General features: G+C 62.2%; 24 protein-coding genes. 15 read left to right on the plus strand and 9 right to left on the minus strand.

Annotated elements, in window-relative coordinates; genetic code table 11:
- Nucleotides 1-46: 46 nt before the first annotated feature.
- The 7 genes from L0F51_RS14135 to L0F51_RS14165 form a co-directional block, all read right to left on the minus strand.
- Entirely contained in the window at nucleotides 47-1,522 is a 1,476-nt protein-coding gene (locus tag L0F51_RS14135) for a CpaF family protein (protein ID WP_234629832.1), read from the minus strand.
- Between the two features lie 15 nt (nucleotides 1,523-1,537).
- On the minus strand, nucleotides 1,538-2,839 hold the full coding sequence (locus L0F51_RS14140) for an AAA family ATPase (protein ID WP_234629833.1): 1,302 nt from the start codon (nucleotides 2,837-2,839) through the stop codon (nucleotides 1,538-1,540).
- A gap of 7 nt (nucleotides 2,840-2,846) precedes the next feature.
- The gene (locus L0F51_RS14145; RefSeq protein ID WP_234629834.1) at nucleotides 2,847-3,551 is read right to left on the minus strand and encodes a CpaD family pilus assembly protein; all 705 of its coding nucleotides are present in this window, start codon (nucleotides 3,549-3,551) and stop codon (nucleotides 2,847-2,849) included.
- Between the two features lie 21 nt (nucleotides 3,552-3,572).
- Nucleotides 3,573-5,084 (minus strand): type II and III secretion system protein family protein, encoded by a 1,512-nt coding sequence (locus L0F51_RS14150; protein ID WP_234629835.1) that lies wholly within the window; start codon nucleotides 5,082-5,084, stop codon nucleotides 3,573-3,575.
- Between the two features lie 32 nt (nucleotides 5,085-5,116).
- Complete coding sequence (cpaB, locus tag L0F51_RS14155; protein WP_234629836.1) at nucleotides 5,117-5,896, minus strand: Flp pilus assembly protein CpaB; 780 nt, start codon at nucleotides 5,894-5,896, stop codon at nucleotides 5,117-5,119.
- A gap of 174 nt (nucleotides 5,897-6,070) precedes the next feature.
- Complete coding sequence (locus tag L0F51_RS14160; protein ID WP_234629837.1) at nucleotides 6,071-6,586, minus strand: prepilin peptidase; 516 nt, start codon at nucleotides 6,584-6,586, stop codon at nucleotides 6,071-6,073.
- Nucleotides 6,587-6,718: 132 nt separating this feature from the next.
- Nucleotides 6,719-6,892: a Flp family type IVb pilin gene (locus L0F51_RS14165; protein WP_234629838.1), complete on the minus strand. Its 174-nt coding sequence runs from the start codon at nucleotides 6,890-6,892 to the stop codon at nucleotides 6,719-6,721.
- 304 nt (nucleotides 6,893-7,196) lie between these two features.
- Here L0F51_RS14165 and L0F51_RS14170 point away from each other — a divergent pair, with 304 nt between their 5' ends.
- From L0F51_RS14170 to L0F51_RS14185, 4 genes are all read left to right on the plus strand, one after another.
- Nucleotides 7,197-7,748, plus strand: coding sequence for a pilus assembly protein N-terminal domain-containing protein (locus L0F51_RS14170; protein WP_234629839.1), 552 nt, complete (start codon nucleotides 7,197-7,199; stop codon nucleotides 7,746-7,748).
- Between the two features lie 172 nt (nucleotides 7,749-7,920).
- Complete coding sequence (gene mscL, locus L0F51_RS14175; RefSeq protein ID WP_234629840.1) at nucleotides 7,921-8,373, plus strand: large conductance mechanosensitive channel protein MscL; 453 nt, start codon at nucleotides 7,921-7,923, stop codon at nucleotides 8,371-8,373.
- A gap of 50 nt (nucleotides 8,374-8,423) precedes the next feature.
- Nucleotides 8,424-9,626: a pyridoxal phosphate-dependent aminotransferase gene (locus L0F51_RS14180; RefSeq protein ID WP_234629841.1), complete on the plus strand. Its 1,203-nt coding sequence runs from the start codon at nucleotides 8,424-8,426 to the stop codon at nucleotides 9,624-9,626.
- Nucleotides 9,623-10,753 carry an AbrB family transcriptional regulator gene (locus tag L0F51_RS14185; protein ID WP_234629842.1) on the plus strand — a complete coding sequence of 377 codons (1,131 nt, stop codon included), beginning with the start codon at nucleotides 9,623-9,625 and terminating at the stop codon, nucleotides 10,751-10,753. The genes L0F51_RS14180 and L0F51_RS14185 overlap by 4 nt, the downstream gene beginning before the upstream one ends.
- 156 nt (nucleotides 10,754-10,909) lie before the next feature.
- On the opposite strand, the gene hemA is transcribed toward L0F51_RS14185, so the two are convergent.
- Nucleotides 10,910-12,181: a 5-aminolevulinate synthase gene (hemA, locus tag L0F51_RS14190; protein ID WP_234629843.1), complete on the minus strand. Its 1,272-nt coding sequence runs from the start codon at nucleotides 12,179-12,181 to the stop codon at nucleotides 10,910-10,912.
- 205 nt (nucleotides 12,182-12,386) lie between these two features.
- Nucleotides 12,387-13,724, minus strand: coding sequence for an aspartate aminotransferase family protein (locus L0F51_RS14195; RefSeq protein WP_234629844.1), 1,338 nt, complete (start codon nucleotides 13,722-13,724; stop codon nucleotides 12,387-12,389).
- Between the two features lie 285 nt (nucleotides 13,725-14,009).
- On the opposite strand from L0F51_RS14195, the gene L0F51_RS14200 reads away from it, so the two are divergent.
- The 11 genes from L0F51_RS14200 (at nucleotide 14,010) to L0F51_RS14250 (ending at nucleotide 25,380) form a co-directional block, all read left to right on the plus strand.
- Nucleotides 14,010-14,153 carry a DUF3096 domain-containing protein gene (locus L0F51_RS14200; protein ID WP_234629845.1) on the plus strand — a complete coding sequence of 48 codons (144 nt, stop codon included), beginning with the start codon at nucleotides 14,010-14,012 and terminating at the stop codon, nucleotides 14,151-14,153.
- A 233-nt stretch (nucleotides 14,154-14,386) separates the two neighbouring features.
- On the plus strand, nucleotides 14,387-15,265 hold the full coding sequence (gene rfbA / locus L0F51_RS14205) for a glucose-1-phosphate thymidylyltransferase RfbA (protein ID WP_234629846.1): 879 nt from the start codon (nucleotides 14,387-14,389) through the stop codon (nucleotides 15,263-15,265).
- Nucleotides 15,262-15,816 (plus strand): dTDP-4-dehydrorhamnose 3,5-epimerase, encoded by a 555-nt coding sequence (rfbC, locus tag L0F51_RS14210; RefSeq protein WP_234629847.1) that lies wholly within the window; start codon nucleotides 15,262-15,264, stop codon nucleotides 15,814-15,816. The genes rfbA and rfbC overlap by 4 nt, the downstream gene beginning before the upstream one ends.
- A gap of 19 nt (nucleotides 15,817-15,835) precedes the next feature.
- Nucleotides 15,836-16,912, plus strand: coding sequence for a dTDP-glucose 4,6-dehydratase (gene rfbB, locus L0F51_RS14215; protein ID WP_234629848.1), 1,077 nt, complete (start codon nucleotides 15,836-15,838; stop codon nucleotides 16,910-16,912).
- Nucleotides 16,909-17,811 (plus strand): dTDP-4-dehydrorhamnose reductase, encoded by a 903-nt coding sequence (rfbD, locus tag L0F51_RS14220; protein WP_234629849.1) that lies wholly within the window; start codon nucleotides 16,909-16,911, stop codon nucleotides 17,809-17,811. The genes rfbB and rfbD overlap by 4 nt, the downstream gene beginning before the upstream one ends.
- A gap of 67 nt (nucleotides 17,812-17,878) precedes the next feature.
- Nucleotides 17,879-20,098 carry a glycosyltransferase family 2 protein gene (locus L0F51_RS14225; RefSeq protein ID WP_234629850.1) on the plus strand — a complete coding sequence of 740 codons (2,220 nt, stop codon included), beginning with the start codon at nucleotides 17,879-17,881 and terminating at the stop codon, nucleotides 20,096-20,098.
- Nucleotides 20,099-20,106: 8 nt separating this feature from the next.
- Nucleotides 20,107-20,946, plus strand: coding sequence for a hypothetical protein (locus L0F51_RS14230; RefSeq protein WP_234629851.1), 840 nt, complete (start codon nucleotides 20,107-20,109; stop codon nucleotides 20,944-20,946).
- Between the two features lie 159 nt (nucleotides 20,947-21,105).
- The gene (locus L0F51_RS14235) at nucleotides 21,106-21,819 is read left to right on the plus strand and encodes a sulfotransferase (protein ID WP_234629852.1); all 714 of its coding nucleotides are present in this window, start codon (nucleotides 21,106-21,108) and stop codon (nucleotides 21,817-21,819) included.
- 122 nt (nucleotides 21,820-21,941) lie between these two features.
- Entirely contained in the window at nucleotides 21,942-23,021 is a 1,080-nt protein-coding gene (locus L0F51_RS14240; protein WP_234629853.1) for a M23 family metallopeptidase, read from the plus strand.
- Nucleotides 23,022-23,319: 298 nt separating this feature from the next.
- Nucleotides 23,320-24,006, plus strand: a complete 687-nt coding sequence (locus L0F51_RS14245; protein WP_234629854.1) for an FkbM family methyltransferase — start codon at nucleotides 23,320-23,322, stop codon at nucleotides 24,004-24,006.
- A 147-nt stretch (nucleotides 24,007-24,153) separates the two neighbouring features.
- Nucleotides 24,154-25,380 (plus strand): glycosyltransferase, encoded by a 1,227-nt coding sequence (locus L0F51_RS14250; RefSeq protein ID WP_234629855.1) that lies wholly within the window; start codon nucleotides 24,154-24,156, stop codon nucleotides 25,378-25,380.
- Nucleotides 25,381-25,415: the final 35 nt, after the last annotated feature.

A 25,415-nucleotide genomic window follows, 5' to 3' on the forward strand; every position in this document is an offset into this window, starting at 1 on the left:
GGCCGCGCCCTCTCACATGTGCGACGATCTCTGGCCCGGGCTCCGCTCATGCGCGCATCGGCTCGTCTGCCTCGGCAGCATCGAGAGCCGCGGCAAGGCGCTGTTCTTCGTTGAAATAGCGCGCCCGGTCCCAGAAGGCGGGGCGGCCGATGCCGGTCGAGCGATGGCGGCCGAGAACGCGGCCATCCTTGTCTTCGCCAACGATGTCGTAGACGAAGAGATCCTGCGTGATGATGACGTCGCCTTCCATCCCGAGCACCTCGGTGATGTGGGTGATGCGGCGCGAACCGTCGCGCAGACGCGCGGCCTGGACGATGACGTCGATCGAGGAGACCATCATTTCGCGGATGGTGCGCGAGGGCAGCGCGTAGCCGCCCATGGTGATCATCGATTCAATACGGCTCAGCGCCTCACGCGGCGAGTTGGCGTGCAGGGTGCCCATCGAGCCGTCATGGCCCGTGTTCATGGCCTGCAGGAGGTCGAAGGCTTCCGGTCCGCGCACTTCGCCGACGATGATGCGTTCCGGGCGCATACGCAGGCAGTTCTTCACGAGATCACGCATCGTCACCTCGCCCTCGCCTTCGAGGTTCGGCGGACGGGTCTCCAAACGCACGACATGCGGCTGCTGCAATTGCAGTTCGGCCGCGTCCTCGCAGGTGACGATACGCTCGTCGTGATCGATATAGCGGGTCAGGCAGTTCAACAGCGTGGTCTTGCCCGAACCGGTGCCGCCGGACACCAGGACGTTGCAGCGAACCCGACCGATGATCTGCAGAATGGTCGCGCCTTCCGGCGTGATCGTGCCGAAGCGGACAAGCTGATCGAGGGTGAGCTTGTCCTTCTTGAACTTTCGAATGGTGAGGGCGGGCCCGTCGATCGACAATGGCGGGGCGATGACGTTGACGCGCGATCCATCGGGCAGGCGCGCGTCGCAGATCGGGCTCGATTCGTCGACCCGGCGGCCGACCTGGCTGACGATGCGCTGGCAGATATTCAGAAGCTGCGCGTTGTCGCGGAAACGGATGTCCGTCTCCTCGACCTTGCCCAAGACTTCGATGAAGACCTGCTCGAACCCGTTGACCATGATGTCGGCAATGTCGTCGCGCGCCAGCAGCGGCTCGAGCGGCCCATAGCCGAGAACATCGTTGCAGATATCTTCAAGCAGCTCCTCCTGCTCGGAGATCGACATCACCAGGTTCTTCACCGTGATGATGTCGTTGACGATATCGCGGATTTCTTCACGCGCCTGCTCGGCATCCATCTTGGCGAGCTGCGACAGGTCGATCGTGTCGATCAGCGCCCCGAAGATCTGCGTCTTGACGCGGTAATATTCCTCCGACTTGCGCGGCCGCGCAGCGATTTTCGCGGACTTCGTCGGCGCAGGCGGCGGTGTCAGGCTGGGGGTGGCCGGAGCCGCCGGCCTCACCGCGCTCTCCGAGACAGCTGGTTTCTTCGGCGCCTCGGCCGCGGGCTTCGGTCGTTGCGCCTGTTCCAGCTCGGTGACGCTGCGCTTGCCGAACATACACTCTTCCTTGGTTTAGGCGGCCCGCTTCGATTTGGGCTTCGACTTCAGCTTTTCGAGCAAAGGCCCCAAGAGGAGGCTGGTTTTGCGTCCGTGCTTGGTCTCCTTACGGCCGGTGACAACCTGCGCCAGGTCCGTGAAGATCTCATTGATATTGGATTTCGCCGACGCTTCGGCAATCATCTGACCGTTGTTGGCGGCCGTGCCGAAGAGAAGCGGATCGAAGGGGATCACGGCACTCGTCGGCAATTGCAGCGCGGCGGCAAAGTCATCTGCCTTGATTTCCGGCTGACGCGGCACGCCGACCTTGTTCAGGACGAGCCGCGGAGGCGCATCGTTGGGCCTCGCCTGCTTGAGGAAATCGACCAGGTTTTTGGTGTTGCGCAGATTGGCGAGATCGGGCGTCGCGGTGATGACGATTTCATCGGCCGCCAGCAGCGTCTTGCGCGCCCAGGCTGTCCAAAGGTGCGGCAGGTCGAGAACGACCGTCGGCACGTTCGACTGCACGAGGTCGAGGACGTGGTCGAAGGCCTCTTCGTCGAAATCGTAGGTCTTGTCGAGCGTCGCCGGGGCAGCGAGCAGGCTCAGATGCTCCTGGCACTTGGTCAGAAGGCGGTCGAGCAGGACCTCGTCGAGCCGGTCGGAGCCGAAGACGGCATCCGCCATGCCTTGCGGCGGATCCTCGTTAAAATCGAGGCCTGCTGTCCCGAATGCGAGGTCGAGATCGGCAAGGATGACGTCTGAGGCGAAGACGGACGCCATAGTCGAGGCGAGATTGTGGGCGATCGTCGAAGACCCCACGCCGCCTTTGGCGCCGATGAAGGCGAAGACCTGTCCGAGCTTCGCGCTCCCTTCGTCGCCATAGATATCGGCGATGGCACGGATCACGGCCATGACGTCGATCGGCGCGACGAGATATTCGCTGACGCCGCGCCTGATCAATTCCCGATAGGTTGCCACATCGTTGGAATGGCCGATAACGAGAACCTTCGTGCCGGCGTCGCAGACTTCCGCCAGCTCATCGAGGCGCGCCAGAAGATCTTCCTTCTCCAGGCGGCTTTCGACCACGATCAGATTGGGGGTCGGCGCGGAGCGATAGAATTCGCAGGCTGCACCAAGACCGCCGGTATGCACCTTGCAATGCGCGCGCGCCATGCGCCGGTCGGAGCAGGCCATATCGAACGTCGCGGCGACTTCCGGCGTGTCGCAAAACGCCTGGATGGTGACGCGCGGAACCGGCTTGATATCGGCCTTCTCCGTCGTCTCCGGCTCGGACACGTCCTCCGCAAAGGGGTCGTCGTAATCATTGCTGCTCATTGGGCCATCAATCTCCCAAGTCGCTGCTGATCAGGGTTATGCCGGACTTGGTTTCGGAACCCGAAGCATAGTCCTGAAGAACCTTCGCGCGCCGTGTCGCATTCGCCGGAGACATCTGGCGCGGCTGCAGCAGATCAGCAGGATTGGCCACCATCGCGGCGAGATTGTGCTGCGAAGCGCAGCCAAAATTGTAGTATTCGCGATTGTCCGCCGTGGCGGTCACGTCGTCCGGCCAGACGCCGCATTTCGGCGTCACCGCCTTGACCTTCAAATAGGACAGACGCACTGGGGCCGCGCGGCTTGCATTGCTGCGATAGGGCGCAACGCGCACGAGTTCCGGCTCCACCCCAGCTTCCAAGACGGCTGCGCGGATGGCACGCGAGGCCGCCGCGGCGGCAATGTCGTTGCCGGAGCCGCTCGGCACCTGAACGGTCACCGAACCGATGCCTGTGTCACGGTAGCCAAGAGCGTAATCGTAAATCGCATCCTTGATCTCAGGCGACAAATGCCCGCCGCGCATCCCGATCGGGATGTCCAGCGTCTCGGCCTCCTCCGAAACCATAATGGGATGTCTCAGGCGATAATCCTGCCGCTCGAGTCCGGCCTGGTCAAGATTTCGTGACTGGCAACCGGCCAGGAGCCAAGCAGAGAGGACGAGCACGAACGCTGCTTTCGCTCCACTCTTCCGGCGATGACATGCGAAGGATTGCATGAAGTCGTTCCCCTTATCCGATCAGTCGAACGAAAATCCGACCTGACCGGCGTAAACACCCGTCGGGCGGTCTCCCTGGGCGCCATAGCGCTTGACCAGACTGCCGAGAAAATAAGCCTCGGCATCATTGGCCATCGCCATATTGTCGTCGGGGCGGGCGAGTTTCTGCGGCGACACCGGTTTGACGACGTAGGGCGTGATGATGACGACGAGCTCCGTTTGGGAGCGCAGGAAATCCTTGGAGGAAAACAGCGCCCCGAGAATCGGCAAGTGCTGCAGCCCCGGCAGACCGGAAACTGCGCGGCGGGTTTCATCCTGGATGAGGCCTGCAATGGCGAAAGCCCCGCCCGAAGGAAGCTCGACGGTCGTCTCGGCGCGACGCACGGTAATTCCGGGGATGGTGATGCCGGCGGCCGTCGAAAAGGAGCCTTCGGTCGCGAGGTCGCTCACTTCGGTGCGCACCTTGAGGCTGATGCGGCCGCCATCGAGAACGACGGGCGTGAAAGCGAGATTGACGCCGAACTGCTTGAACGCCACCGAAATGTTGCCGTCTTCGTCGACCGCAACCGGCACCGGAAATTCGCCACCCACCAGAAAGTTCGCCGTCTCGCCGGAGACAGCCGTCAGGTTGGGCTCCGCGAGGTTGCGCAACATGCTCGCCTCTTCCAGGGCCTTGATGCTCGCCGAGAGCCTGTTGCCGTTGTTGTTCCAGGCAAAGCCACCCGAGGCGGGATCGGTGTTGGTGTTGATTGGAAAATTGAACGGCGAAAGGCTGCTCACCCCACTGACCGCACCATTGCTGATGGCGCCGAAGCCGAGATTGCCATCCTGCAGAACGGCCTGAGTGTTGATGCCGAGCTGTTTGACGATCTCGCGATTCACCTCCGCAATCGTAACGCGGAGATTGACCTGCTCCTGACCGGTGATCTTGAGAAGGTTGATGATGCCGGGGCCGTCGTCGGAGGAGCCGCCGCTGCCGCCCGTATTGATGGTGATGGAGCCGGCGCTCATGCCGCCGCCACTGGACGACTGGATCAGGCTTCTGGCGATCTGTTCGGCCTTCTGAGACGCGCTGGAGGACGGGACATAGCCCGTCAGAACGATCGAGCCATTGATCACTTCGGCATTGATCTGGGCGTCTGGAATGGCCGTGCGGAGAAGCCGATTCAGGGGCGTCAGATCGGTTTCGACATAAAGATCGAGGCTGGCGATCTGCCGTCCGGCCGCATCGAAGAGAAAGACATTCGCCTGGCCGGTTTTGACGCCGATCAGATAGAGCCTGGTGGAGGTGCGCAACACCGCATCTGCGATCTCGGGATTCGAGACGAGGACGTCCCCTGCTGCCCGGGGAAGCTCCACGACCATGGATTTGTTGACGCCGAGGCGTAGGGGCTGATTCTGTGAGGCACCGGTCGCGCTCAGCGTGACGGTGCGAGGAAAGTCGGATGCGGCCTTGCTTATCCCTGCCAAGGGCAAGGAAAGCGCAACGAAAGTCAGCACGGCCAGCGCCCATATGCGCGCATGCCCAACCATCTTCACTCTCCTTCTGGGGATGCGACAGGCATTCATTGGGTCTTCACCAGCTGCTCATCGCCGAAGCGGATCACCTTGACCGTGCTCGAGCGGTTGCGGTCGACGGCCGTATCCGTGCTGTCGGCGTCCGCCATGCTCCGAAGGGCGAGCGACAAGGTTCCGCTGCCTTCCGCCGCCGTCACAACTTCGGCTTCGCGTGGAGTCACTTCCAGCGTCGCCGTCTTCCCGATGACGACCGGCTCGCCCTCACGCTCCTGCACGGTCTGATCGATGGCCAGAACGCGAATATTTCTCAGGATCGTACGGGTGATCTGGCTGCGGGATTCGCCGCCTTCCTCGGAGGACGTCAGAAGAATATCGACGCGGTCATTGGGAAGGACGAAACCGCCGGCCGCGCTTTCGGCCGACACGCGAACGGCAACGGCGCGCTGCCCCTCCGGCAGGATCGCCGACATGAAGCCCGAATCGGCGGTGGCGAGCTTGCCATCACGGATCGGTTCTCCGTCCAAAAACTGATTGCGCACGACGACACCAGAGAGCTTTTCGATCGCATCCGGCCGCGCCGTCTTCTCGATGAAGGCCGGATTGATGCTGTCTTCGGGCCAGGGCTGCCAACGCATGTTCGAGCCGCTGAGCGTGGTGCCCTGCGGGAGATCGGCGGAGGCGACCAGGATGTCGCGCATTGCGACCTGTGGAGGCGGCGTGGCGGTGGGCTCGTTCACGGGCCCACTGTCGAGGTTGAGCGCCAGATAGGCGGCTGCACCTCCGGCAAGGAGGGCAACGACCAAGACGATCAATCGGATTGGGGCCATCGCGTGGAGAACCTCGGCTGACGCAATTCACGCCTAAGGGCGCTCAAGCCGGAGTTTCTTCGGGAATGGTCAAGGTATGGTTAATGCGCCGGGCCATCTGTCCCTTTCTGGGACGCAATCTACAATTGCACCGCTCGATCAAGCCTGATTCAGAGATTGAATTGGCCTTGATGATCATGTGAGCCGAGGGAGCCAATCGGTCTGATGAAACAGAATCAGGGCTGCGGCAGCAAAAGCCACGCCATAGGGCACGCCGCTCTCTCCATCGCGGAAACGGCTGAGACAATCAGGCCAATAATTGGGGAAGGGGATGCGGCCCATTCGCAGTTGTAGAACGACGAGGGTCAGCACGCCTCCCAGCACGGAGGCCAGGGCAAAATACGGGAGGACATCGGCCCAGCCGAACCACAAGGCGGCTACACTGGCAAGTTTGGCATCACCGCCACCGATCCATCCGGCGGCAAAAAACGCGAAGGTCACGCAAAAGGTGGCGAGCCCGACAGCGAGGCTCAGCCCCATTTCATGCAGCGTCAATCCTGCAAGCGGCGCAGCAATCAGCCACAAAATGAGGAGAAATAGGACCAGGACGTTGCGAATCTTGAACGTCAAAAGATCCATGATTCCCGCATAGGTCATCAGCAGCGGGAAGAGAAACAGAACGGCGTATTTCAGGAGAGCGATTGCGGACACGCCATTCTCCAATGCGCCCCAGGCGCCGGCCGATGCTCACACTGGTGCAGTCCCGAAAAGGAGAAACGGAGGGCGATGGCCCTCCGTTGCATGAACCCTGCGTGCGATACGCCAATAGCAGGCCTTTATGTCTCAGCCAGCTGTGCCGAGCGTGCTCGCGATCGAGCTGAATGCACCCTTCAGGCCGGTGCCGAGCGTGCTCATCACAGCAATGATCACGACCGAAATCAGCGCGGCGATCAGGCCATATTCGATGGCGGTCGCACCGGACTCGTCCTTCACGAAGCGGTTCACAAGCTTCTTCATCTCTCTGCTCCTTCTGTCGTCACCCCGAACGCCCGCCGTTGCGGTCTTTGGTGCCCGGGAACTAGGGACAATGCCTAGCAACAATTGTTTGCGGCAATCTTAATCCAATCATCCAGAGAGCCGGGGGGATGCTGCACGACGAAGCTTGCGCGAAGCATGCACCGAGATCTCTTTAAGATACGGAAAAGGGTGACAACGGCCGCTATTGAAGGAATTTATCTCAGAAACTCATACACTTATGAGACTCCCCGTTTTCCAAACAATTTTTCGCACTTCCCTCATGACGCCGAATGACTGAGAGGCTTTGCACGAAGTTATTTGCACTTCGTTCACCCTTCTTACGTATTGTGCTGATGAATTTGGTAAGGACGATCTCATGCAAGGCATGCGCACCAGGACGAATCGAGCCGCTGCCGCTCGCATCCTGGCAGGGCTGCTGCCCCTTTTCCTTCTCGTCGCCACGAGCCTTCCCGCGCGTGCGGACACGATCGCGCTGACCATCGATTTCGCCAAGGTGATGAAGCTCGACAAACCGGTGTCGACGATCGTGATCGGCAATCCGGGGATCGCGGATGCAACGGTGGAGGATGAACAAACCCTCGTCCTCACGGGTAAGGCGGCCGGCACGACCAACTTGATCGCGCTTGATCAAGATGGACACGAGGTCGCGAACGCCATTTTGCAGGTGGTGTCGAACGACCGGCAGCTCACGACCGTCTTCTATGGATCCAACCGTCAGACCCTGTCCTGCTCGCCAATCTGCGAGAAGGTGATTTCGGTCGGCGACGCGGTGACGAATTTCGAGCAGGCGAGCGCCCAGATCCAACAGCGCCAGAGTTTCGCTCGCGGACGGTGACGCCTGCCGCCGGACAAACCCCGGCATGTCCCCTCACGACGCTCGCGACCGCGGCTCCTCTTGTGGTGGGCGCCAGGACCCGTACACACGCCTTGTCGGCCAGGCCGCGGCAGCATGAGCCTGGATTGCGAAGCATGGCGGCAGCTCCCAGAACGACCTCGAAGGACTTATAATGCTGAAGGAATTCCGTGAGTTCGCCCTCAAAGGCAATGTCCTCGACATGGCGGTGGGCATCATCATCGGTGCGGCCTTCGGGGCGATCGTGTCGTCTCTCGTCGATGACATCCTGATGCCGCCGATCGGCGTTCTTCTGGGCGGCGTGGATTTCTCCCAGTTCTTCGTCGTGCTGAAGGGTGACGGCACCTTCAACACCATCACGCAGGCGAAGCAGGCCGGCGCCGTCACGTGGAACATCGGTCTTTTCATCAATGCGCTCGTCAAATTCCTGATCGTCGCATTTGCCGTCTTCCTGCTGGTCAAGGCCGTGAACCGGCTGATGCGCAAGCGTGAGGAAAAGCCAGCGGCGGCTCCCGAAGTGCCAGAAGACATCCGGCTGCTTCGCGAAATCCGCGATGCGCTGCAGGCGCGCACTCCCGCAGCGAAAGACGGGAATCCCACCATTTGAGCCCATCAAGGCGCTAGACGGGCTCGGTGAACGGGCGCTACAAATTGCGCATGAGCGCCCTTCCCTCCGATCTCTCCGAACCCGGAACGCAACTTCTTTCCACGCTTCGCCAGGAGGCGCTCGCCACGCCTGATTCCGGCATCGTGGAGGTGATGAATTACGGCCGCGAAAGGCCGGGTATGATCCCGCTGTGGGCCGGGGAAGGCGACCTTCCGACACCGGATTTCATCTGCGAGGCGGCAGCGCGCTCGCTCGCCGCTGGCGAGACCTTCTATACGTGGCAGCGCGGCATCCCGCCTCTGCGGGAAGCGCTCGCGCGCTACCATCAGCGTCTTTACGGGCGCGATTTTTCAGCCGAGCGTTTCTTCGTGACGGGCTCCGGAATGCAGGCGATCCAGATCGCGATTGCAGCGGTTGCCGGGACCGGCGACGAGGTGGTGATCCCGACACCGGCCTGGCCGAATTGCGCGGCGGCCACCGGCCTTGCCGGTGCGACGGCCGTGCATGTGCCGATGCATTTCACCGACAATGCCGGCTGGCGTCTCGATATCGACGAGCTTCTTGCCGCGACGGGTGAGAAGACGAAAGCGATCTTCCTCAATTCCCCGTCGAACCCGACCGGTTGGACCGCAACGCGGGAGGAATTGCAGGCGATTCTCGATTTCGCCCGCAGGCGCAAGCTCTGGATCATCGCCGACGAAGTCTATAACCGCTTCTTCTTCGCGGGTGATCGCGCGCCGTCTTTCTACGACATTGCGCGGGACGACGACCCGATTCTTTTCGTCAACACTTTCTCGAAGAACTGGGCGATGACGGGGTGGCGCGTCGGCTGGATCGGGGCGCCACCGGCGCTCGGCCGGGTGCTTGAGAACCTCATTCAGTATTCGACTTCCGGCGTCGCCGTGTTCATGCAGCGCGCAGCGACAGTTGCCGTGGAAGAAGGCGAACCCTTCATTGCCGAGCAGGTGGAACGCGCCCGCCAAAGCCGAAAGGTAATTTGCGAGGCGCTGCAAACCTCGCCGCGCACGCGCTTCACCTGGCCCGACGGCGCCTTCTATCTCTTCTTCTCGATCAAAGGCGAAGAGGAGACGGGAAAGCTCGGCTTGCGTCTCGTTGACGAGGCAAATGTCGGCGTGGCGCCCGGCACCGCCTTCGGAGCGGCGGGCGAGGCTTTCATGCGGCTTTGCTTTGCGCGCAAGCCCGAGGACATGGCCGAAGCCGGGCGGCGGCTCGCAAACTGGCTCGCGAGGTGAGTGGCCAGGCCGGCGACTTCGCCCTTCCTCTTCGCGAAACCCTCGTTCGGGTCGCGGCCACGCTTGCCCTTTCGACGGCAGGTGGAGCTTTGTTTGCGCTGATCGGCCTACCCGCCGCGTGGATTTCCGGAGGCATGCTCTTCGTTGCGGCATCCAGTCTCGGCGGCTTCCACACGGAGATCCCGAGCGGGTTGCGCAACATCATTTTCCTCGTTCTCGGCGTGATTTCCGGAACGGGGGTGACGCCGGCAACGCTCAACGAGGTGTCGAGCTGGCCGGTCAGCTTTTTCGCCCTTGCGATCACTGTGATCCTGGTCACCGTCGGAAGCTACCTTCTCCTGGTGCGCATGTTCCGATGGGACCGCCACAGCGCGCTTTTCGCAGCTCTGCCGGGGGCGCTTTCCTTCGTGCTGGCAGCTGCCGAGATGACCTCTGCCGATCTTCGACGCGTCGCCATCGCTCAGAGCCTTCGGCTCATCATCCTGCTCGAGGCGCTGCCGCTTGCCGCCTTCCTGGCTGGCGTTCATCCGAGTGCGGTCGGCGCCCGCGGCGTCGCCTCCGTCGATTGGGGCGAGCTTTTTCTGCTCTTCGCCGCCGGGGCCGTTTGCGGATTTCTTCTCTACAAGCTGCGCATCCCGGGCGGGCAGATGCTCGGCGGCCTCCTCGCGGCAGCCGTGCTGTGCGTCTCCGGCGTGGTCGAGACGGCGATCCCCGCCTTCATCCTCATTCCGAGCCTCATCGGCATCGGTGCCATTGCCGGCTGCAGGCTGCGGCCTGAAGATCGGCCGCTCCTGCCGAAAATCCTGACCGCCGCAGGCGCCGCCTTCGCCATCGCTGTCGTGATTTCCGCGATCGGCGCGGCGATCACGAGCGTGATCCTCGATATTTCGCTGTTGCAGACCTTCATGGCCTTTGCGCCGGGCGCGCTCGAGGCGCTGACCATCCTCGCCTTCACCATGAATGTGGACCCGGCCTATGTGGCCGCCCATCATGTCGTCCGGTTCGCTGCCCTCGCCTTCGCAGTCCCCCTTCTCGCGCGCTGGCTGATGCGGCAGGAGGAGCACGCCGCTCCCGATCCCGAAGAACCCTGGGAACGCGGGCGCAGCGAACGCGGGAAGAAGACGTAGCCGCCGCGGAACCTCGGCGCACCCATCCGAAAAGAGGCGTGGCTTTAAGCTTGCAGCCATCCCAAACGAAAACGCGGGCCTCTCGGCCCGCGTTCTGATGCGACGTCTGACGTCGCGCTATCTGTTGCAGTTGGAGGCTGCAGCCAGCCGCAGCACTCAGCCGCCCGAAGCCGCGAAGATCTGGGCACGCGCCGGCGCCGTCTCGACGGAGTCGGGCCGGTTGAGCGGCAGATGGAGAGCCTGCCACGTCTCCACCAACGCCTCGGCAAGCTGATCGATGAGCTGATCGTCGTGCATCGGGGTCGGCGTGAGCCTGAGACGCTCAGTCCCGCGCGGCACGGTCGGATAATTGATCGGCTGGATGTAGATGCGGTGCTTTTCCATCAGACGGTCGCTCGCCGCCTTGCAGGCTTCCGGGTCGCCGACGAGCACGGGAACGATGTGCGTTTCGCTCGGCATGACTGGCAGACCGGCTTTGCGCAGCACGTCCTTGGCGCGGGCGGCCTGACGCTGCTGGCCGGCACGCTCTTCCTGCGACGTCTTGAGATGGCGGATCGAGGCGCAAGTGGCCGCAGCGATCGCCGGCGGCAAAGCCGTCGTGAAGATGAAGCCCGGCGCATAGGAGCGGACCGCGTCCATGATCGAGGCAGGCCCCGTGACGTAGCCGCCAAGCGTGCCGAACGCCTTCGCCAGCGTACCTTCGATGATGTCGATACGGTCCATGACGCCGTCGCGCTCGCAAATGCCCGCGCCGCGTTCGCCGTACATGCCCACGGCATGCACTTCGTCGATATAGGTGAGCGCGCCATACTCGTCCGCGAGATCGGCGATCTTCTCGATCGGCGCGACGTCACCATCCATCGAGTATACCGATTCAAAGACGATCAGCTTGGCGCGATCCTTACCTGCCACCTTCAGAAGCTCTTCCAGATGCGCAAGATCGTTGTGGCGCCAGATCTGCTTCTGGGTGCCGGCGTGCTTGACGCCTTCAATCATCGACGCGTGGTTGAGCTGATCGGAGAGGATGAGGCAGTCCGGCAGGAGCCGGGCGATCGTCGAGATCGCCGCCTCGTTGGAAACGAAGCCCGACGTAAAGACCAGCGCCGATTCCTTGTGATGGAGATCGCAGAGCTCGGCTTCGAGCTCGACCAGCGGCCGGTTGGTGCCGGAAATGTTTCGCGTGCCGCCCGCGCCCGCGCCCATCGTCAGCGCCGCATGGCGCATCGCTTCGACGACCTTGGGATGGTGGCCCATCGCCAGGTAGTCGTTCGAACACCAGATGGTGACTTCCTCCGCCTGGCCGTCGCGTCGCCAGATGGCTCGCGGGAACCGCCCGACTTGCCGCTCCAGATCGGCAAAGACGCGGTAACGCCGCTCGTTGCGCAGGGCCGCGATGGCGGCTTCGAAATGAGAATGATAATCGAACATAGCGTTCCCCGGTCGATGCCGCTCGAACAATAATCAGCCCGAACCTTGCTTGGCTAGCGGCGCTTCGCCGCGCAACCGTCAAGCAGGCCTGACACTGACGATACGTCCATCAGATTGACACACCCGTGATCTGGATCAAAGAGCGGGCACTTTCCTGCGGCGAGTGGCCGCTTTTTTTGGCCACTCGCCCTTTTTAGCGGCAGCCCTAAAGCACACTCAGCGTCTGGCGCAGAATGTCAACCATCTCGTCGACATGGCTTTTTTCGGCGATCAGCGCCGGCGCGACGATCGCGGTATCGCCGGTGAACTTTACGTGCAGGCCTTTCCAGAAAAGTTCTTTCTGCAGCCTGTTGCCACGGACACCCGGCTTGCCATCCTCCGGCCAGGCTTCCACGCCCGCCATCATTCCATAGCCGCGGATGTCGCGAACGGCGGGAATGTCCTTCAGCGAGTAGATGGCGTCGAGGAAGTAGCCCGACAGATCGGCCGCCCGATCAAACAACCCTTCGCGCTCGTAGATGTCGAGTGTCGCCAGCCCCGCGGCGCACGCCACCGGATGGGCGGAATAGGTGTAGCCATGGAAGAACTCGATGGCGTTCTCCGGTGCGGAATTGGTGATCGTCTCGTAGATCTCGTCACGCGCAGCGACGGCGCCCATTGGAATGGTGCCATTGGTGATCGCCTTCGCCATCGTCATGATGTCAGGCGTGACGCCAAAGGCCTGAGCGGCAAAAGGCGCACCGAGGCGGCCGAAACCGGTGATCACTTCGTCGAAGACGAGCAGGATGCCGTTCGCATCGCAGATCTCGCGCAGGCGTTCCAGATAGTCCTTCGGCGGCACGAGCGTGCCGGTGGAACCTGCGACCGGCTCCACGAAAACCGCCGCGATGGTCGACGCGCCGTACATGTCACAGAAGCGCTGCAGATCGTCGGCGAGCTCGGCGCCTGTTTCCGCCTGCCCCCGCACGAAGGTGTTTTCTGAATCCCAGGTATGGCGCATCGCCACCACATTCGGGATCACGCCCGGAAAAGCCTCGCGGTTCTTCATCAGGCCCGAGAGCGAGACGCCGCCGATATTGACGCCGTGATAGGCCCGCTCGCGCGACACGAAGCGCAGACGCTGCCCCTCACCGCGGGCACGGTGATAGGCCATGACGATCTTCAGCGCCGTATCGATCGCCTCCGAACCGGAATTCACGAAGAAGATGTGATTGAACGGTTCAGGAAGGATCTGCGAGAGCTTGGCGGACAGGGCGAAAGAGCCCGGATGCCCAAGCTGGAAATGCGGCGAGTAATCGTTCTGCAGCATCTGGGCGTGGACCGCCTCGATGATCTCCTTGCGGCCATGGCCCGCCGCCACGTTGAACAGCGCCGAAGACCCGTCGATGATTTTGCCGCCCTTGTGGTCCCACAGATACATGCCCTCGCTTTTCACCACGAGGCGCGGCTCGGCCTTGAAATCGCGGCTTGCCGTAAACGGCAGCCAATGGCTCTCCAGCGAATTGGTGGCGAATTTCTGCAAAGGCTCGGCCAGCATGTTCATCGAGGCACCTCCAAGATTTGGCAACCGCCGGACACGGATGTTCATGACCGGCCCACGACTCCGTTCAGCGGACCATCGAGCTGAACGCTGTCTCAGATGCTTGTCATGGCGATTTGTCGAGAGATTGTCCATCGCGGTGATATTCGTTCGATATGCCCCGCATAAACTTCGCTCTTTCGCTCAAAGCGTGAGCAACGCTCTTCGGTCTTCGACGTTTTGCGACAGTCACGAGGGCGGACCGCGGACAGCCCCCATCGCCCCGCCCCTATCCAGGAGACCTCACCCATGGACATCGTCCTCATCCAACCGGCGGTCGCTCTCATCGCCGGCATTCTCATTCTCGTCTTTCCGCAGATCCTGAATTACGTGATCGCCATCTACCTGATCATCATCGGCCTCGTCGGACTTTTCCCCCAGCTCGCCGGATGAACCGAGCAATCGGGAAGCCGTCAGGATCGGCCGGCGCCCCCCAAAGGGGCGTCGTCGCCACACAATCCAAGCGCGGTCCCCTCGACCCGAAGATCGCGATCGCCTAAGAGCTTCTCTCCAGCGTCTTTCTTTGCCAGGGCGCCTCGGCGCGCCCTGAAGCAAGGCTGGCGTGCGCTTGCACGCGCGGCCTACCTATCCTAGACGCCTGTGGACTTTTCAGCTGAGGTATAGCCATGCGGGGGATCATTCTGGCGGGCGGCAGCGGCACGCGGCTTTATCCGCTCACCATTTCCGTCTCCAAGCAATTGCTGCCGATCTATGACAAGCCGATGATCTATTACCCGCTCGGCGTGCTCATGCTGGCGGGCATTCGCGACATCCTGATCATCACCACACCGCGCGATCTGCCGATGTTCCAGGAATGCCTGGGCGACGGCAGCGCTTTCGGCGTGTCCTTGTCTTATGCCGAACAGGCGCATCCGAACGGCCTCGCCGAAGCCTTCATCATCGGGCGCAATTTCGTCGGCAACGAGCCTGCCGCCCTCATCCTCGGCGACAACATCTTTTATGGCGCGGGCCTTTCGGGCCTTCTCAAGAACGCGGCCAGCAAGGACACGGGCGCCACCGTCTTCGCCTATCACGTCGACGATCCGGAGCGGTACGGCGTCGTCTCCTTCGACCGTGAAACCGGCATGGCGCAGTCGATCGAGGAAAAGCCGGCAAAGCCGAAATCCTCCTGGGCGGTGACCGGGCTTTATTTCTACGACAACGACGTCGTCGACATCGCGGCCGACGTGAAGCCATCCGCCCGTGGCGAACTCGAAATCACGGACGTCAACCGGGCCTATCTCGAACGTGGCGATCTCGAAGTCTCGCGGCTTGGACGCGGCTATGCCTGGCTCGACACCGGCACGCATGACAGCCTCCACGAAGCCGCCGCTTTCGTGCGCACCATCGAACACCGGCAGGGAACCATGGTGATGTGCCCGGAAGAGATCGCCTTCGAGCTCGGCTATCTCGATGCGGCGGCCGTCACCGCCCGGGCCGAGAAGCTCGGCAAAACCCATTACGCGCAATATTTGATGCGCCGCATTCAGGAGCGCAGCCAATGATCGAGGTCAGGCCTCTCGGCCTCGAAGGCGTCGTCGAAATCGTCCCGAAGAAGTTCGGCGACGATCGCGGCTTCTTTTCCGAGACCTACAATGCCGACCGCTTCGCGGAAGCGGGCATCCCGCTCACCTTCGTGCAGGACAACCATTCCTATTCGAAGGCGGTGGGGGTTCTGCGCGGGCTGCATTATCAATTGCCGCCGCGGGCGCAGGACAAGCTGGTGCGCGTCACGCGTGGGCGCATCCTCGATGTCGCCGTCGACATCCGCCGTTCTTCGCCGACCTTCCGGCAATGGGTCAGCCTCGAAGTCTCCGCTGCGAAATGGAACCAGATCCTGATCCCGGCCGGCTTCGCGCATGGATTTCTGACGCTCGAGCCGGATACGGAGGTCCTCTACAAGGTGACCGACGTCTATTCGCCCGAGCACGACCGCTCGCTGCGCTTCGACGATCCGGAGATCGGCGTCGACTGGCCGCTATCTGGCGATGCGCTCACGCTGTCGGCGAAGGATCAAGGAGCGCCCCTCCTCGCCGAAGCGGATATCTTCGATTAATCGGGCCGGAGGCCAAGAGATGAGAATACTCGTGACGGGCGGGGCGGGCTTTATCGGCTCTGCGGTCTGCCGCCACCTCGTGCAGGAGGGCGTGGAGCGCGTCGTCAACGTCGACAAGCTCACCTATGCCGGCAACAGGCAGTCTCTGCGCGCGATCGAGAATGCGCCCAACCACGTTTTCGTTCAGGCCGATATCTGCGACGACACGGCGCTCCTCGACGTCATGAAGGCGGAGCGCATCGACTCCGTCATGCACCTCGCCGCCGAAAGCCATGTCGACCGTTCCATCGACGGCCCGGCAGCCTTCGTGGAAACCAATGTCGTCGGCACCTTCCGGCTTCTCAACGCGACGCTCGCCTATTGGCGAGAGCTTTCGTCGGAGGCACAGGAAAAATTCCGTTTCCATCACGTCTCGACCGACGAGGTCTTCGGCGACCTGCCTTTCGACAGCGGCATCTTCACCGAGGAGACGCCCTACGCGCCGTCTTCGCCCTATTCGGCCTCGAAGGCGGCGTCCGACCATTTCGTGCGCGCCTGGCACGAAACCTACGGCCTGCCGGTCGTTCTCTCCAACTGCTCCAACAATTACGGGCCCTATCACTTCCCGGAAAAACTCATCCCCCTCGTCATCCTGAACGCTCTCGACGAGAAGGAGCTGCCGGTCTACGGCCAGGGCGCCAATGTGCGCGACTGGCTCTACGTGGAGGACCATGCGCGGGCGCTCGCCCTCGTCGTCGGCAAGGGCGAGATCGGCGAGAGCTACAATATCGGCGGACGCGCGGAACGCACCAACCTTTCGGTCGTGGAGACGATCTGCGATCTCCTCGATGAGCGGCGGCCGCGCGACGGCAACAAGAGCTACCGCGACCTCATCACATTCGTCACCGACCGTCCGGGTCACGACCGGCGCTATGCGATCGATCCCTCGAAGATCGAGCGCGATCTCGGCTGGCGCGCCCAAGAGAGTTTCGAGACGGGTATCGCTCGCACCATCGACTGGTATCTCGAAAACGAATGGTGGTGGGGCCCGCTCCGCGCCGAGCGCTACAAGGGCGAACGTCTCGGGCATGCCCATCAGAAAGCGAAGGCCGGATGAGGATCGTCGTCACCGGCAAAGACGGGCAGGTCGCACGCGCCCTGATCGCAGCGGGCACCCGATCCGATGCGACCGAAATCATCGCCGTCGGCCGCCCCGAGCTCGATCTGGCGCGGCCTAAGACGATCGCGCCGGCAATCGCCGCCGCTCGGCCGGATGTCGTCGTCTCCGCCGCCGCCTATACCGCGGTCGACCAGGCCGAGGACGAGCCGGACCAGGCCTTTCTCATCAACGAGAAAGGTGCGGGCGAAGTGGCGCGGGCCGCACGCGAGCTCGGTGTTCCGATCATCCATCTGTCGACGGATTACGTCTTTTCGGGCGATGGCGCCGAGCCCTATGACGAGGCGGTGGCGACGGGCCCGAAGGGCGTCTACGGCGCGAGCAAGCTTGCCGGCGAACAGGCGGTTGCCGCCGCCAATGCCAACCATCTCATCCTGCGTGTCGCCTGGGTCTACAGCCCCTACGGCAAGAACTTCGTCAAGACGATGCTCCGGCTTGCCGAAGGCCGCGATCAGCTTTCCGTCGTCGACGACCAGATCGGCAATCCGACCTCGGCCGAGGACATCGCCGACGCCGTTCTTGCAATCGCCCGGCACTGGCAGAAGACCGGGGCCGCCCGCCCGAACGGACTTTATCATTTCGCCGGCACCGGCGAGACGAGCTGGTGCGGGTTCGCGCGTGAAATCTTCCGTGTGAGCGGAACGCTCGCCGGCCCGACGGCGGAGGTTGCGGCGATCACGACGGCGGAGTTTCCGACAAAGGCGGCGCGGCCCAAGAACTCCCGCCTCGACTGCCGCCGTTTCGCCACGGATTTCGGCCATGCGGCGCCCCCCTGGCACGATAGCACCGCCCGCGTGGTGAACACCCTCTTGCGCGACCGAGATGGCTCGCCGAACTGAGAGACGAGCAAGCGCCCCGGCATGAGACCGGACCGGCGCAAGATGATCAAAGCGAGGAACCGAAAAAGTGCGCGCTGTTGACCTTCGACAGGATTGTGCGGCGTGCGAATATGTGAACGTTTCGGGCGCTGACGGCGCCTACACTGCGACCTCCGACGACCCGCAGATCCGCTTTCGGCCGGTCCGTCCGCTCGAGCCCGGCTGGTATCATTGCGCCTTTGAAATCTCGGGCAATTCCGTCGTCACACCGCAGATCGTCATCGACACGGGCAAGGGTTTTCTCGCCACTTATCGGGTGAGCCTCAAAAGCGACCGGCGGCGAAACCGCTTCTCTGCCGATTTCTATCTGCCCGAGCCGGCAAACGAGCTTTGCCTCTACCCCGCGGACGGCGCCGGCAAATTCGAGATCGGCCGCCTCCGCATCAAGCGCCGCAACCGGGCGGAAACGCTTCTCTTCTTTGCCGGCCACGCACTCCAGATTCTCTGGCGAGATCCGATGCGTCTTGTGCGTCGGTTTCGGCAATACTGGCATTATCTGCGCCGCCCGCATTTCGTGGGCGTGCGCACACCGTCGCGGCTGAGCCCCGGTGGCGGCAGCTATCCCGATTGGATCAAGCGCTACGATTACCAGCCGGAGCGCGATCGCAAGAGGCTCGAGACGCAGATCAAGGCGCTCGAAAGGCGCCCCGTCATCAGCGTTTTGATGCCGGTCTACAACCCTCCGGCCGATCTTCTCGATGCCGCCATCCGCTCTGTCGTGGAACAGGTCTATCCGAACTGGGAATTGTGCATTGCCGACGACGCCTCGTCGGATCCGGAGATCGGTCGCCGCCTCGAGGCATGGGCGGAGCACGATCCCCGCATCAAGGTCGTTCGACGAGAGATCAACGGGCACATCTCGGCCGCCACCAATTCCGCTTTCGTCGTCGCAACGGGCGACTGGATCGCCCTCCTCGACCATGACGATGTCCTGCGGGAAAACGCGCTCGGCGAAGTCGCCGTCGAAATCGGGCGCCATCCGGACGCTGAGATCGTCTATTCCGACGAGGACAAACTCGGCTCGGACGGGCTGCGCTACGAGCCCTATTTCAAGCCGGACTATTCGCGCGAGCTTCTGCGCTCACAGAATTATTTCAACCATCTGACCGTGCATCGGGCGGAAAATATCCGTCGCGTCGGTGGATGGCGCGTGGGTTTCGAGGGCAGTCAGGATTACGACCTCAATCTGCGCATCGCCGAGATCGTCGAGCCCGGGAAAATCCGACATATCCCCAAAGTGCTTTATCACTGGCGCGCGGTGGAGGGCTCGACGGCCATGGCCGGCGGGGAGAAGAACTATGCCTATCTTGCCGGCCAGCGCGCCCTTGAGGATCATGTCACACGCACCGGACTGCCGGCGAAGGTCGAGCCGGCGCCGGGCGTACCCTTCTACCGGCTGAAGCTCTCAGTGCCGGAGCCCCGCCCTCTCGTCAGCCTCATCATCCCGACGCGCGATCACGCAAAACTTCTGCGTGGCTGTATCGAATCGATCCTCACCAAGACCACCTACGACGCTTACGAGATCCTCATCGTCGACAACGGCTCCGTCGAACCGGAGACGCATCGCTATTTCGAGGAGCTGCGCGCGGATCCGAAAGTCCGCGTCATCTCCTACGACAAGCCGTTCAACTACGCGGCAATCAACAATTTCGCCGCCGCCCAAGCGAACGGTGCCATTTTAGGCCTCGTCAACAACGACATCGAAGTGATCTCGCCCGATTGGCTCACGGAAATGGTGTCCTGGGCGGTTCAGCCGGATATCGGGTGCGTCGGCGCCAAACTCTACTATGCCGACGATACGATCCAGCATGCCGGCGTGATCCTCGGCATTGGCGGCGTTGCCGGCCATTCCCACAAATACTTCCCGCGCGAGGAGCCCGGCTATTTCGGGCGGCTCAAGATCCTGCAGAACGTTTCGGCGGTGACGGCGGCCTGCCTTATCGTGCGCAAGGAAGCCTATGAGGCTGTGGGCGGCCTCGACGAAGAGCATCTCGCCGTCGCCTTCAACGATGTCGATTTCTGCCTTGCCGTCCAAAAGCTCGGCTTTGCGAACATCTTCACGCCCTATGCGGAGATGTACCACCTAGAAAGCATTTCACGCGGCCATGAGGACAATTCCGAGAAACAGGCCCGATTTTTCGAAGAATCGCTCTACATGCAGAAAAAATGGCAACGCCTGTTGGCATGCGACCCCTTCTATTCTCCCAATTTGAGCCGGGAGCACGAAGATTTCTCACTTCGCAGTTGATTGAGCCGATGCGCAAGCTCCAGGACCTGAAGAACGCTCTTCCGCTCTCACGCAGCATCGTGACGAGCAGGAAAAGTAAGAATATCGACAAGATTTTCTTCCTGCATATTCCGAAAACGGCAGGTTCGGCCTTCAACCTCGCCTTCCAGAAAGCCGTCCCCGACGGACGGCATTTCGAGCACATGGAGAGCCAGCGAGAGCTCTTCTATTCCGTCGTCAGCGACGGCCAACCTTTCTACGCGTCCGGGCATTTCCCCTTTTCGAGAGTGCGCGACCTCGTGATGCGGCCCGACGTCTTCACCATCACGATCTTCCGCGAGCCGCTCAAGCAGCTCCTCTCGCATCTCAAATGGGTGAAGGCCTATGGGCGGCCCGACGGCGAAGCCCGCCGTCATCTCATTCCGGAAAACATCGCCGAACTGTCGCTCGACCTTTGGGAAACCGATCTCAACGACGTCGCCAGGCTCGAACCGATCCTCGCCTCGCCGACCGCCATCTCCCTCTTCGACAACACGCAGACCCGCTACATGACGCGCTCCATCGGCGGACGCATCGGTGAGGAGCAGAACCGCTTTTCCATGGGGCATCTGAAACATTTCGACTTCTTTTTCGTCCTTGAGGACATGGCGGCCGCACATAAAAAGCTCACCAGGAAAATCCCCGGGCTCGGGCCAATTCCGCGCACCAATGAGGCGATGCTATCTGAAACGGTCGACCTGCAGGACGGCAAGATCCGGACCTTTTATGAAGGCTTCGTACGTTTCGACAGGAAGCTTTACGACAATGCGCGGCGCCGCTCGAGGCGCCGATTCCTCGGCCTGTCCGAGGAGGACATGCAGAGCGTGTGAGGCGCGCGACTTGAACGCAGTACGCACGAAGACGCATTCTAGGCGGGCGGCGTCGGCAGGGCGTGTTTCAAAAGGTTCTCACCCGCTGGCAGCATTCTTCAACACGGGGCGCGCCGAGAGGCTCCGGCGCGTCGATCCCCGCAAGACCAGGAGCCACGATTGCACTCGCTTGAAGACTATCTCCGGCAAACGAAGCTCGCGCGCTTTCCATTCCTTTTCATCGTCACCTATGGCCGCTCCGGCTCGACCTTGCTGCAGGGATTGCTGAACGCACTGCCGGGCTATCACATCCGCGGCGAGAACAACGCCGCCCTCGTCCCACTCTTCCGCACGCAAAGACGATTGCGGCACACGCGCTCTGAATGGGGAAACGAGGCGACCACGCCAGGGAGCCCGTGGTATGGCGCCGAGCTCATCGAGCCCGACATGTTCGTGGCCGGTTGCGCGGACGCCTTCTTTCGCTCTGTTCTGAGACCTTCGGTCGGCGCAAGATGCTGCGGTTTCAAGGAAATTCGCTACGACAGAAGGACACTGAGCGACGGGGACTTCGTGCCCTATCTCCGGTTTCTCCGGCGAGCTTTCCCCGGTGCCGCCTTCGTTTTCAATTTCCGCAATGTCGAGGACACTCTGAAGAGCGGCTGGTGGCCGGATTACGAGCCGGGCGATGCGGAGCGGGCGATCTCGGTCATGCGAACGCGCATGGGAGATTATGCCCGGGACCACCCCGAACATTCCTTCTCCTTCGACTATGACGCCGTGTGCCGCGATCATTCCTACTTCGCCGAATTGTGCGCCTTCCTCGGCGAGGAGTACGACCCAGGGATGGTCGAGCGGGTCATGAGCACCAGCCACAGCATCGGCGGGTCACGGTGACAGGCTTTCCCGCCTGGAACTCCTAAGATCGCGCTCGAAAGCGCGTCTTGCCGCTGCCCCAGTCACGAAGCGGTCGCATTTGCGACCTTTCTTCGGGCCGTCTCATCAGGAAAGGAACGCCCATGCGCGCGTGGCATGGCCATCTCTCCATCGCCTCATCAAGTCGTGCGATGCCCGCTCTGACCGCAGTGGGGCGGCTCCGCGCTCCGGCGCTCGCACTCGTCCTGCTTGCGCCGCTCACGGCATCGGCGGCCGCCTTCGAACTCGAACTGCCTCTCGCCTGCACGCCTGGGACGGATTGCTTCATCCAGCATTACGTCGACCGCGACGGCACCTCGGGCGCGCATGATTATCATTGCGGCAGCCTCACCTATGACGGCCATAAGGGAACGGATTTTCGCATTCCGACGCTTGAGGCGATGCGCGAGGGGGTCAACGTGCTGGCAGCGGCCCCCGGCAAAGTGCTGCGCGTGCGCGACAAGATGGATGATGTGTCCGTGCGCCGCATCGGGGTGGAGAACGTCAAAGGCTCCGAATGCGGCAATGGCCTCGTCATCGATCACGGCGACGGCTGGCAGACGCAGTATTGCCATATGCGCCTTGGCAGCATCGTGGTGCGGCCGGGCGAGCAGGTGGAAGCGGGCGCCGTTCTCGGCCAGGTGGGCCTGTCGGGACAGACGGAATTTCCGCATGTGCATCTTCAGCTGACGAAGGACGGGACGATCGTCGACCCGTTCAGCTACCAGCCGGATGTCGCCGCCATGGAAGGCGAGGCCGCCTGCGAGAACCAGATCCCCGGCACCTCGCTTTGGGCCAGCGACGTCCAGGCGAACCTCGCCTACACGGCCGGCAGCATTCTCAATGTCGGCTTCAGCGACCGGGCGGACCTGAAGATGGTCGATATCGAAGGTGGCATGCTGCACGATCCCGACACGAGCGCGCCCGTGCTTGTCGCCTATGGCCGCGCCATCGGCCTTCTGAAAGACGACATCCAGCACATGCGCATTACCGCGCCTGGAGGGCAGGTTCTCGTCGATCAGGCCGTCGACCCGCTCGAAGCCAACAAGGCCCAGGTTTTCGTCTTCGCCGGCCGCAAGCGGCCGTCCCAGGGTTGGCCCGCCGGGCGCTATGAAGGCGTCTATAGTGTCGAGAGGGACGGGGAAACGATCCTGGAAAAACCCTTCTCCGCCACGCTCGAATAGGGTTCTCAAAAAAGAGGTCCCAGATGACAGTGCATCTGGGACCTACGGAGTCGGTCTCTATCTGGAGATGCCCCAGTATGACCGGATGCAGCCGGTTATGCCAGAGACAGTCTGCGTCTTTTGCAGACGAGCGTCTGCAAAAAGCCAGTCAAATACGACACGCTGACATGGGCTGCACAGAAAAATGCGTCCGGGGAAGACGTGGGGCGCGGCTTCGGCGACTGGTTGCCGCGGCGGGCGACTGCGGATAAGCCGACCACCGACGCTTATTCTGCAGCATGACGACAAGGAGCAAGAGATGCAGCCGGCTACGAGCCCGGAAATCGTCGAATGCCGGGGCGTCCGCCTCGACCTGTCGCATCCCCTCTTTACCGAAAAGCTGCGGCGCGCCGTCGAGCGCGGCTGGTATGAAGGCGCGGAAGCGCGGGCGAGCGAGATCATGGTGAGGCCGGGCGACCACATCGTCGAATTCGGTGGCGGCTGCGGCTTCATCTCGAGTTTCATGGCCCTCACCCATGCCGACATCACGATCGAGTGTGTGGAGGCCAATCCCGAGCTTCTGGCCCTGATCGAACACCATCACCGTTTGAACGGCGTCACCTGCGCGACCCTCCACCACGAGCTCGCCGCGCGCGAGGACGGCCTGGCGGATTTCTACGTGAGCAAGGATTTCTGGGCCTCGTCGACACGGCCGGGGGCGGAGGCGCGTCGCGTAGAGGTCCCAGCACGCGCCATCTCCAAGCGTCTCGATGAGTGGGATCCGCAGGTCGTCGTCATGGATGTCGAAGGGGCGGAACTGGAGCTTCTTGCAGATCCGCTGCCTTCGAACCTGCGCGCGCTCGTCCTGGAGCTTCACCCGGACATTTACGGTTTGCCGGGCGTCAAAGCCGTCATGGACGGACTGTCGAAACAAGGGTTCGCTTTCGTGCCGGAGGCGAGTGAGCATGCGGTTACCGCCTGGGCACGGGTCGATGCTCTTGCCTAGCTTGAGACAAGCGGCTTTCCGGCGCCTTTCTATCCTGCGTGTTGACAGCGCAGCCGCGTCCCCGCATTGCCATCATGCAGGGTTCGTCACCCCCGTTGCCGGCACGACGCCTGGCCTGCCAAGCACCTCTTCGGATTTTTCAGCCCCATGAAAATACTCTTCCTGCACAATAATTTTCCTGGCCAGTATCGGCGTCTCATCAACTTCCTGAAGGATGATCCTCTGGTCGAGGACATGATCGCGGTTACGCTGGAAACGAACCAGCAGAAATTTCCTTTGAAGAAGGTTCTGTACAAACCGCATCGCCCGGTGACGAAGGGCATCCATCCGGCAGTCGTCGCCTTCGAATCCGCGGTCATCAATGCGCAGAACGTGTTTCAGAAACTCGTCAGCGTGAAGCAATCCGGCTGGAAGCCCGATATCATCTGCGGCCATTCCGGCTGGGGCCCGACGATGTTCCTGCGCGAACTGTGGCCCGACACACGCATGCTCACCTATTACGAGTGGTGGTACAATTCGACGGGCGCCGATACCGACTTCCTGCGCCGCGAACCCGCCCCCTATGACGAGCGCGTGCGCATGCAGATGAAGAATGCGCCTTTCCTTGCCGATCTCTCGATCATGGATTGGGGGATCTGTCCGACGCGGTTTCAGCACAGCCAGTTTCCGGCCATGTTCCGCGACAAGATCGAGCTTCTGCACGACGGCGTCGATACGGATTTCATGTGTCCGGACCGCTCCGACACGCTCACGATCGGCGACAAGACTTTTCGGGCGGGCGACGAGATCGTCACCTATGCCACGCGAGGCATGGAGCCCTACCGCGGCTTTCCGCAGTTCATGGAGGCGGTCGCCAAGCTGCAAAAGCGGCGCCCCAACATGCAGACGATCGTCGTCGGCAGAGACCGCGTCGCCTACGGCTCCAAGCGCTCCGACGGCAAGACCTACAAGGAACATGCCCTGGAGACGCTCGATCTCGATCTGAGCCGCATCCACTTTCTCGATCTGGTGCCTTTGGAGAAGCTGCGTACGGTCTTCCGCATCTCCTCCGTGCACGTCTATCTCACCGTGCCCTTCGTGCTGTCATGGTCGATGATCGAGGCGATGAGCACCGGCGTCCTGCTGCTTGGTTCGGACACCGACCCCATCCGGGAGATGATCGAGGACGGCAAGAACGGCCTCCTCGTCGACTTCTTCGATTCCGACAAGATCGCCGCTCGGATGGAGGAGGCGCTCGCCGGGCAGCAGAAATTCGTGCCGTTGCGCGCGGCCGCACGTCGCACGGTCCTGGAGCGCTATGCCATGAAGCATCTTCTGCCCTGCCACCGGCAGCTCATGGTCGATGTCGCCTCTGGCGCCAAGACCTGTCGCTGAGCCGGTCGTCCTTTCGATTTGGCGCGACCTGTGCC

The organism is Afifella sp. H1R (assembly GCF_021462425.1).
Lineage (GTDB): Bacteria > Pseudomonadota > Alphaproteobacteria > Rhizobiales > Afifellaceae > Afifella > Afifella aestuarii.

What these genes read in the sequence shown, in the direction of transcription:
- rfbB (WP_234629848.1), top strand. Translation starts at nt 15,836, where the DNA reads ATGAGAATACTCGTGACGGGCGGGGCGGGCTTTATCGGCTCTGCGGTC.
- L0F51_RS14150 (WP_234629835.1), bottom strand. Translation starts at nt 5,084, where the DNA reads ATGGTTGGGCATGCGCGCATATGGGCGCTGGCCGTGCTGACTTTCGTT.
- L0F51_RS14230 (WP_234629851.1), top strand. Translation starts at nt 20,107, where the DNA reads ATGCGCAAGCTCCAGGACCTGAAGAACGCTCTTCCGCTCTCACGCAGC.
- L0F51_RS14165 (WP_234629838.1), bottom strand. Translation starts at nt 6,892, where the DNA reads ATGAAGAAGCTTGTGAACCGCTTCGTGAAGGACGAGTCCGGTGCGACC.
- mscL (WP_234629840.1), top strand. Translation starts at nt 7,921, where the DNA reads ATGCTGAAGGAATTCCGTGAGTTCGCCCTCAAAGGCAATGTCCTCGAC.
- L0F51_RS14145 (WP_234629834.1), bottom strand. Translation starts at nt 3,551, where the DNA reads ATGCAATCCTTCGCATGTCATCGCCGGAAGAGTGGAGCGAAAGCAGCG.
- rfbD (WP_234629849.1), top strand. Translation starts at nt 16,909, where the DNA reads ATGAGGATCGTCGTCACCGGCAAAGACGGGCAGGTCGCACGCGCCCTG.
- L0F51_RS14245 (WP_234629854.1), top strand. Translation starts at nt 23,320, where the DNA reads ATGCAGCCGGCTACGAGCCCGGAAATCGTCGAATGCCGGGGCGTCCGC.
- rfbC (WP_234629847.1), top strand. Translation starts at nt 15,262, where the DNA reads ATGATCGAGGTCAGGCCTCTCGGCCTCGAAGGCGTCGTCGAAATCGTC.
- hemA (WP_234629843.1), bottom strand. Translation starts at nt 12,181, where the DNA reads ATGTTCGATTATCATTCTCATTTCGAAGCCGCCATCGCGGCCCTGCGC.
- L0F51_RS14195 (WP_234629844.1), bottom strand. Translation starts at nt 13,724, where the DNA reads ATGAACATGCTGGCCGAGCCTTTGCAGAAATTCGCCACCAATTCGCTG.
- L0F51_RS14135 (WP_234629832.1), bottom strand. Translation starts at nt 1,522, where the DNA reads ATGTTCGGCAAGCGCAGCGTCACCGAGCTGGAACAGGCGCAACGACCG.
- cpaB (WP_234629836.1), bottom strand. Translation starts at nt 5,896, where the DNA reads ATGGCCCCAATCCGATTGATCGTCTTGGTCGTTGCCCTCCTTGCCGGA.
- L0F51_RS14240 (WP_234629853.1), top strand. Translation starts at nt 21,942, where the DNA reads ATGCGCGCGTGGCATGGCCATCTCTCCATCGCCTCATCAAGTCGTGCG.
- L0F51_RS14250 (WP_234629855.1), top strand. Translation starts at nt 24,154, where the DNA reads ATGAAAATACTCTTCCTGCACAATAATTTTCCTGGCCAGTATCGGCGT.
- L0F51_RS14200 (WP_234629845.1), top strand. Translation starts at nt 14,010, where the DNA reads ATGGACATCGTCCTCATCCAACCGGCGGTCGCTCTCATCGCCGGCATT.
- rfbA (WP_234629846.1), top strand. Translation starts at nt 14,387, where the DNA reads ATGCGGGGGATCATTCTGGCGGGCGGCAGCGGCACGCGGCTTTATCCG.
- L0F51_RS14180 (WP_234629841.1), top strand. Translation starts at nt 8,424, where the DNA reads ATGAGCGCCCTTCCCTCCGATCTCTCCGAACCCGGAACGCAACTTCTT.
- L0F51_RS14140 (WP_234629833.1), bottom strand. Translation starts at nt 2,839, where the DNA reads ATGAGCAGCAATGATTACGACGACCCCTTTGCGGAGGACGTGTCCGAG.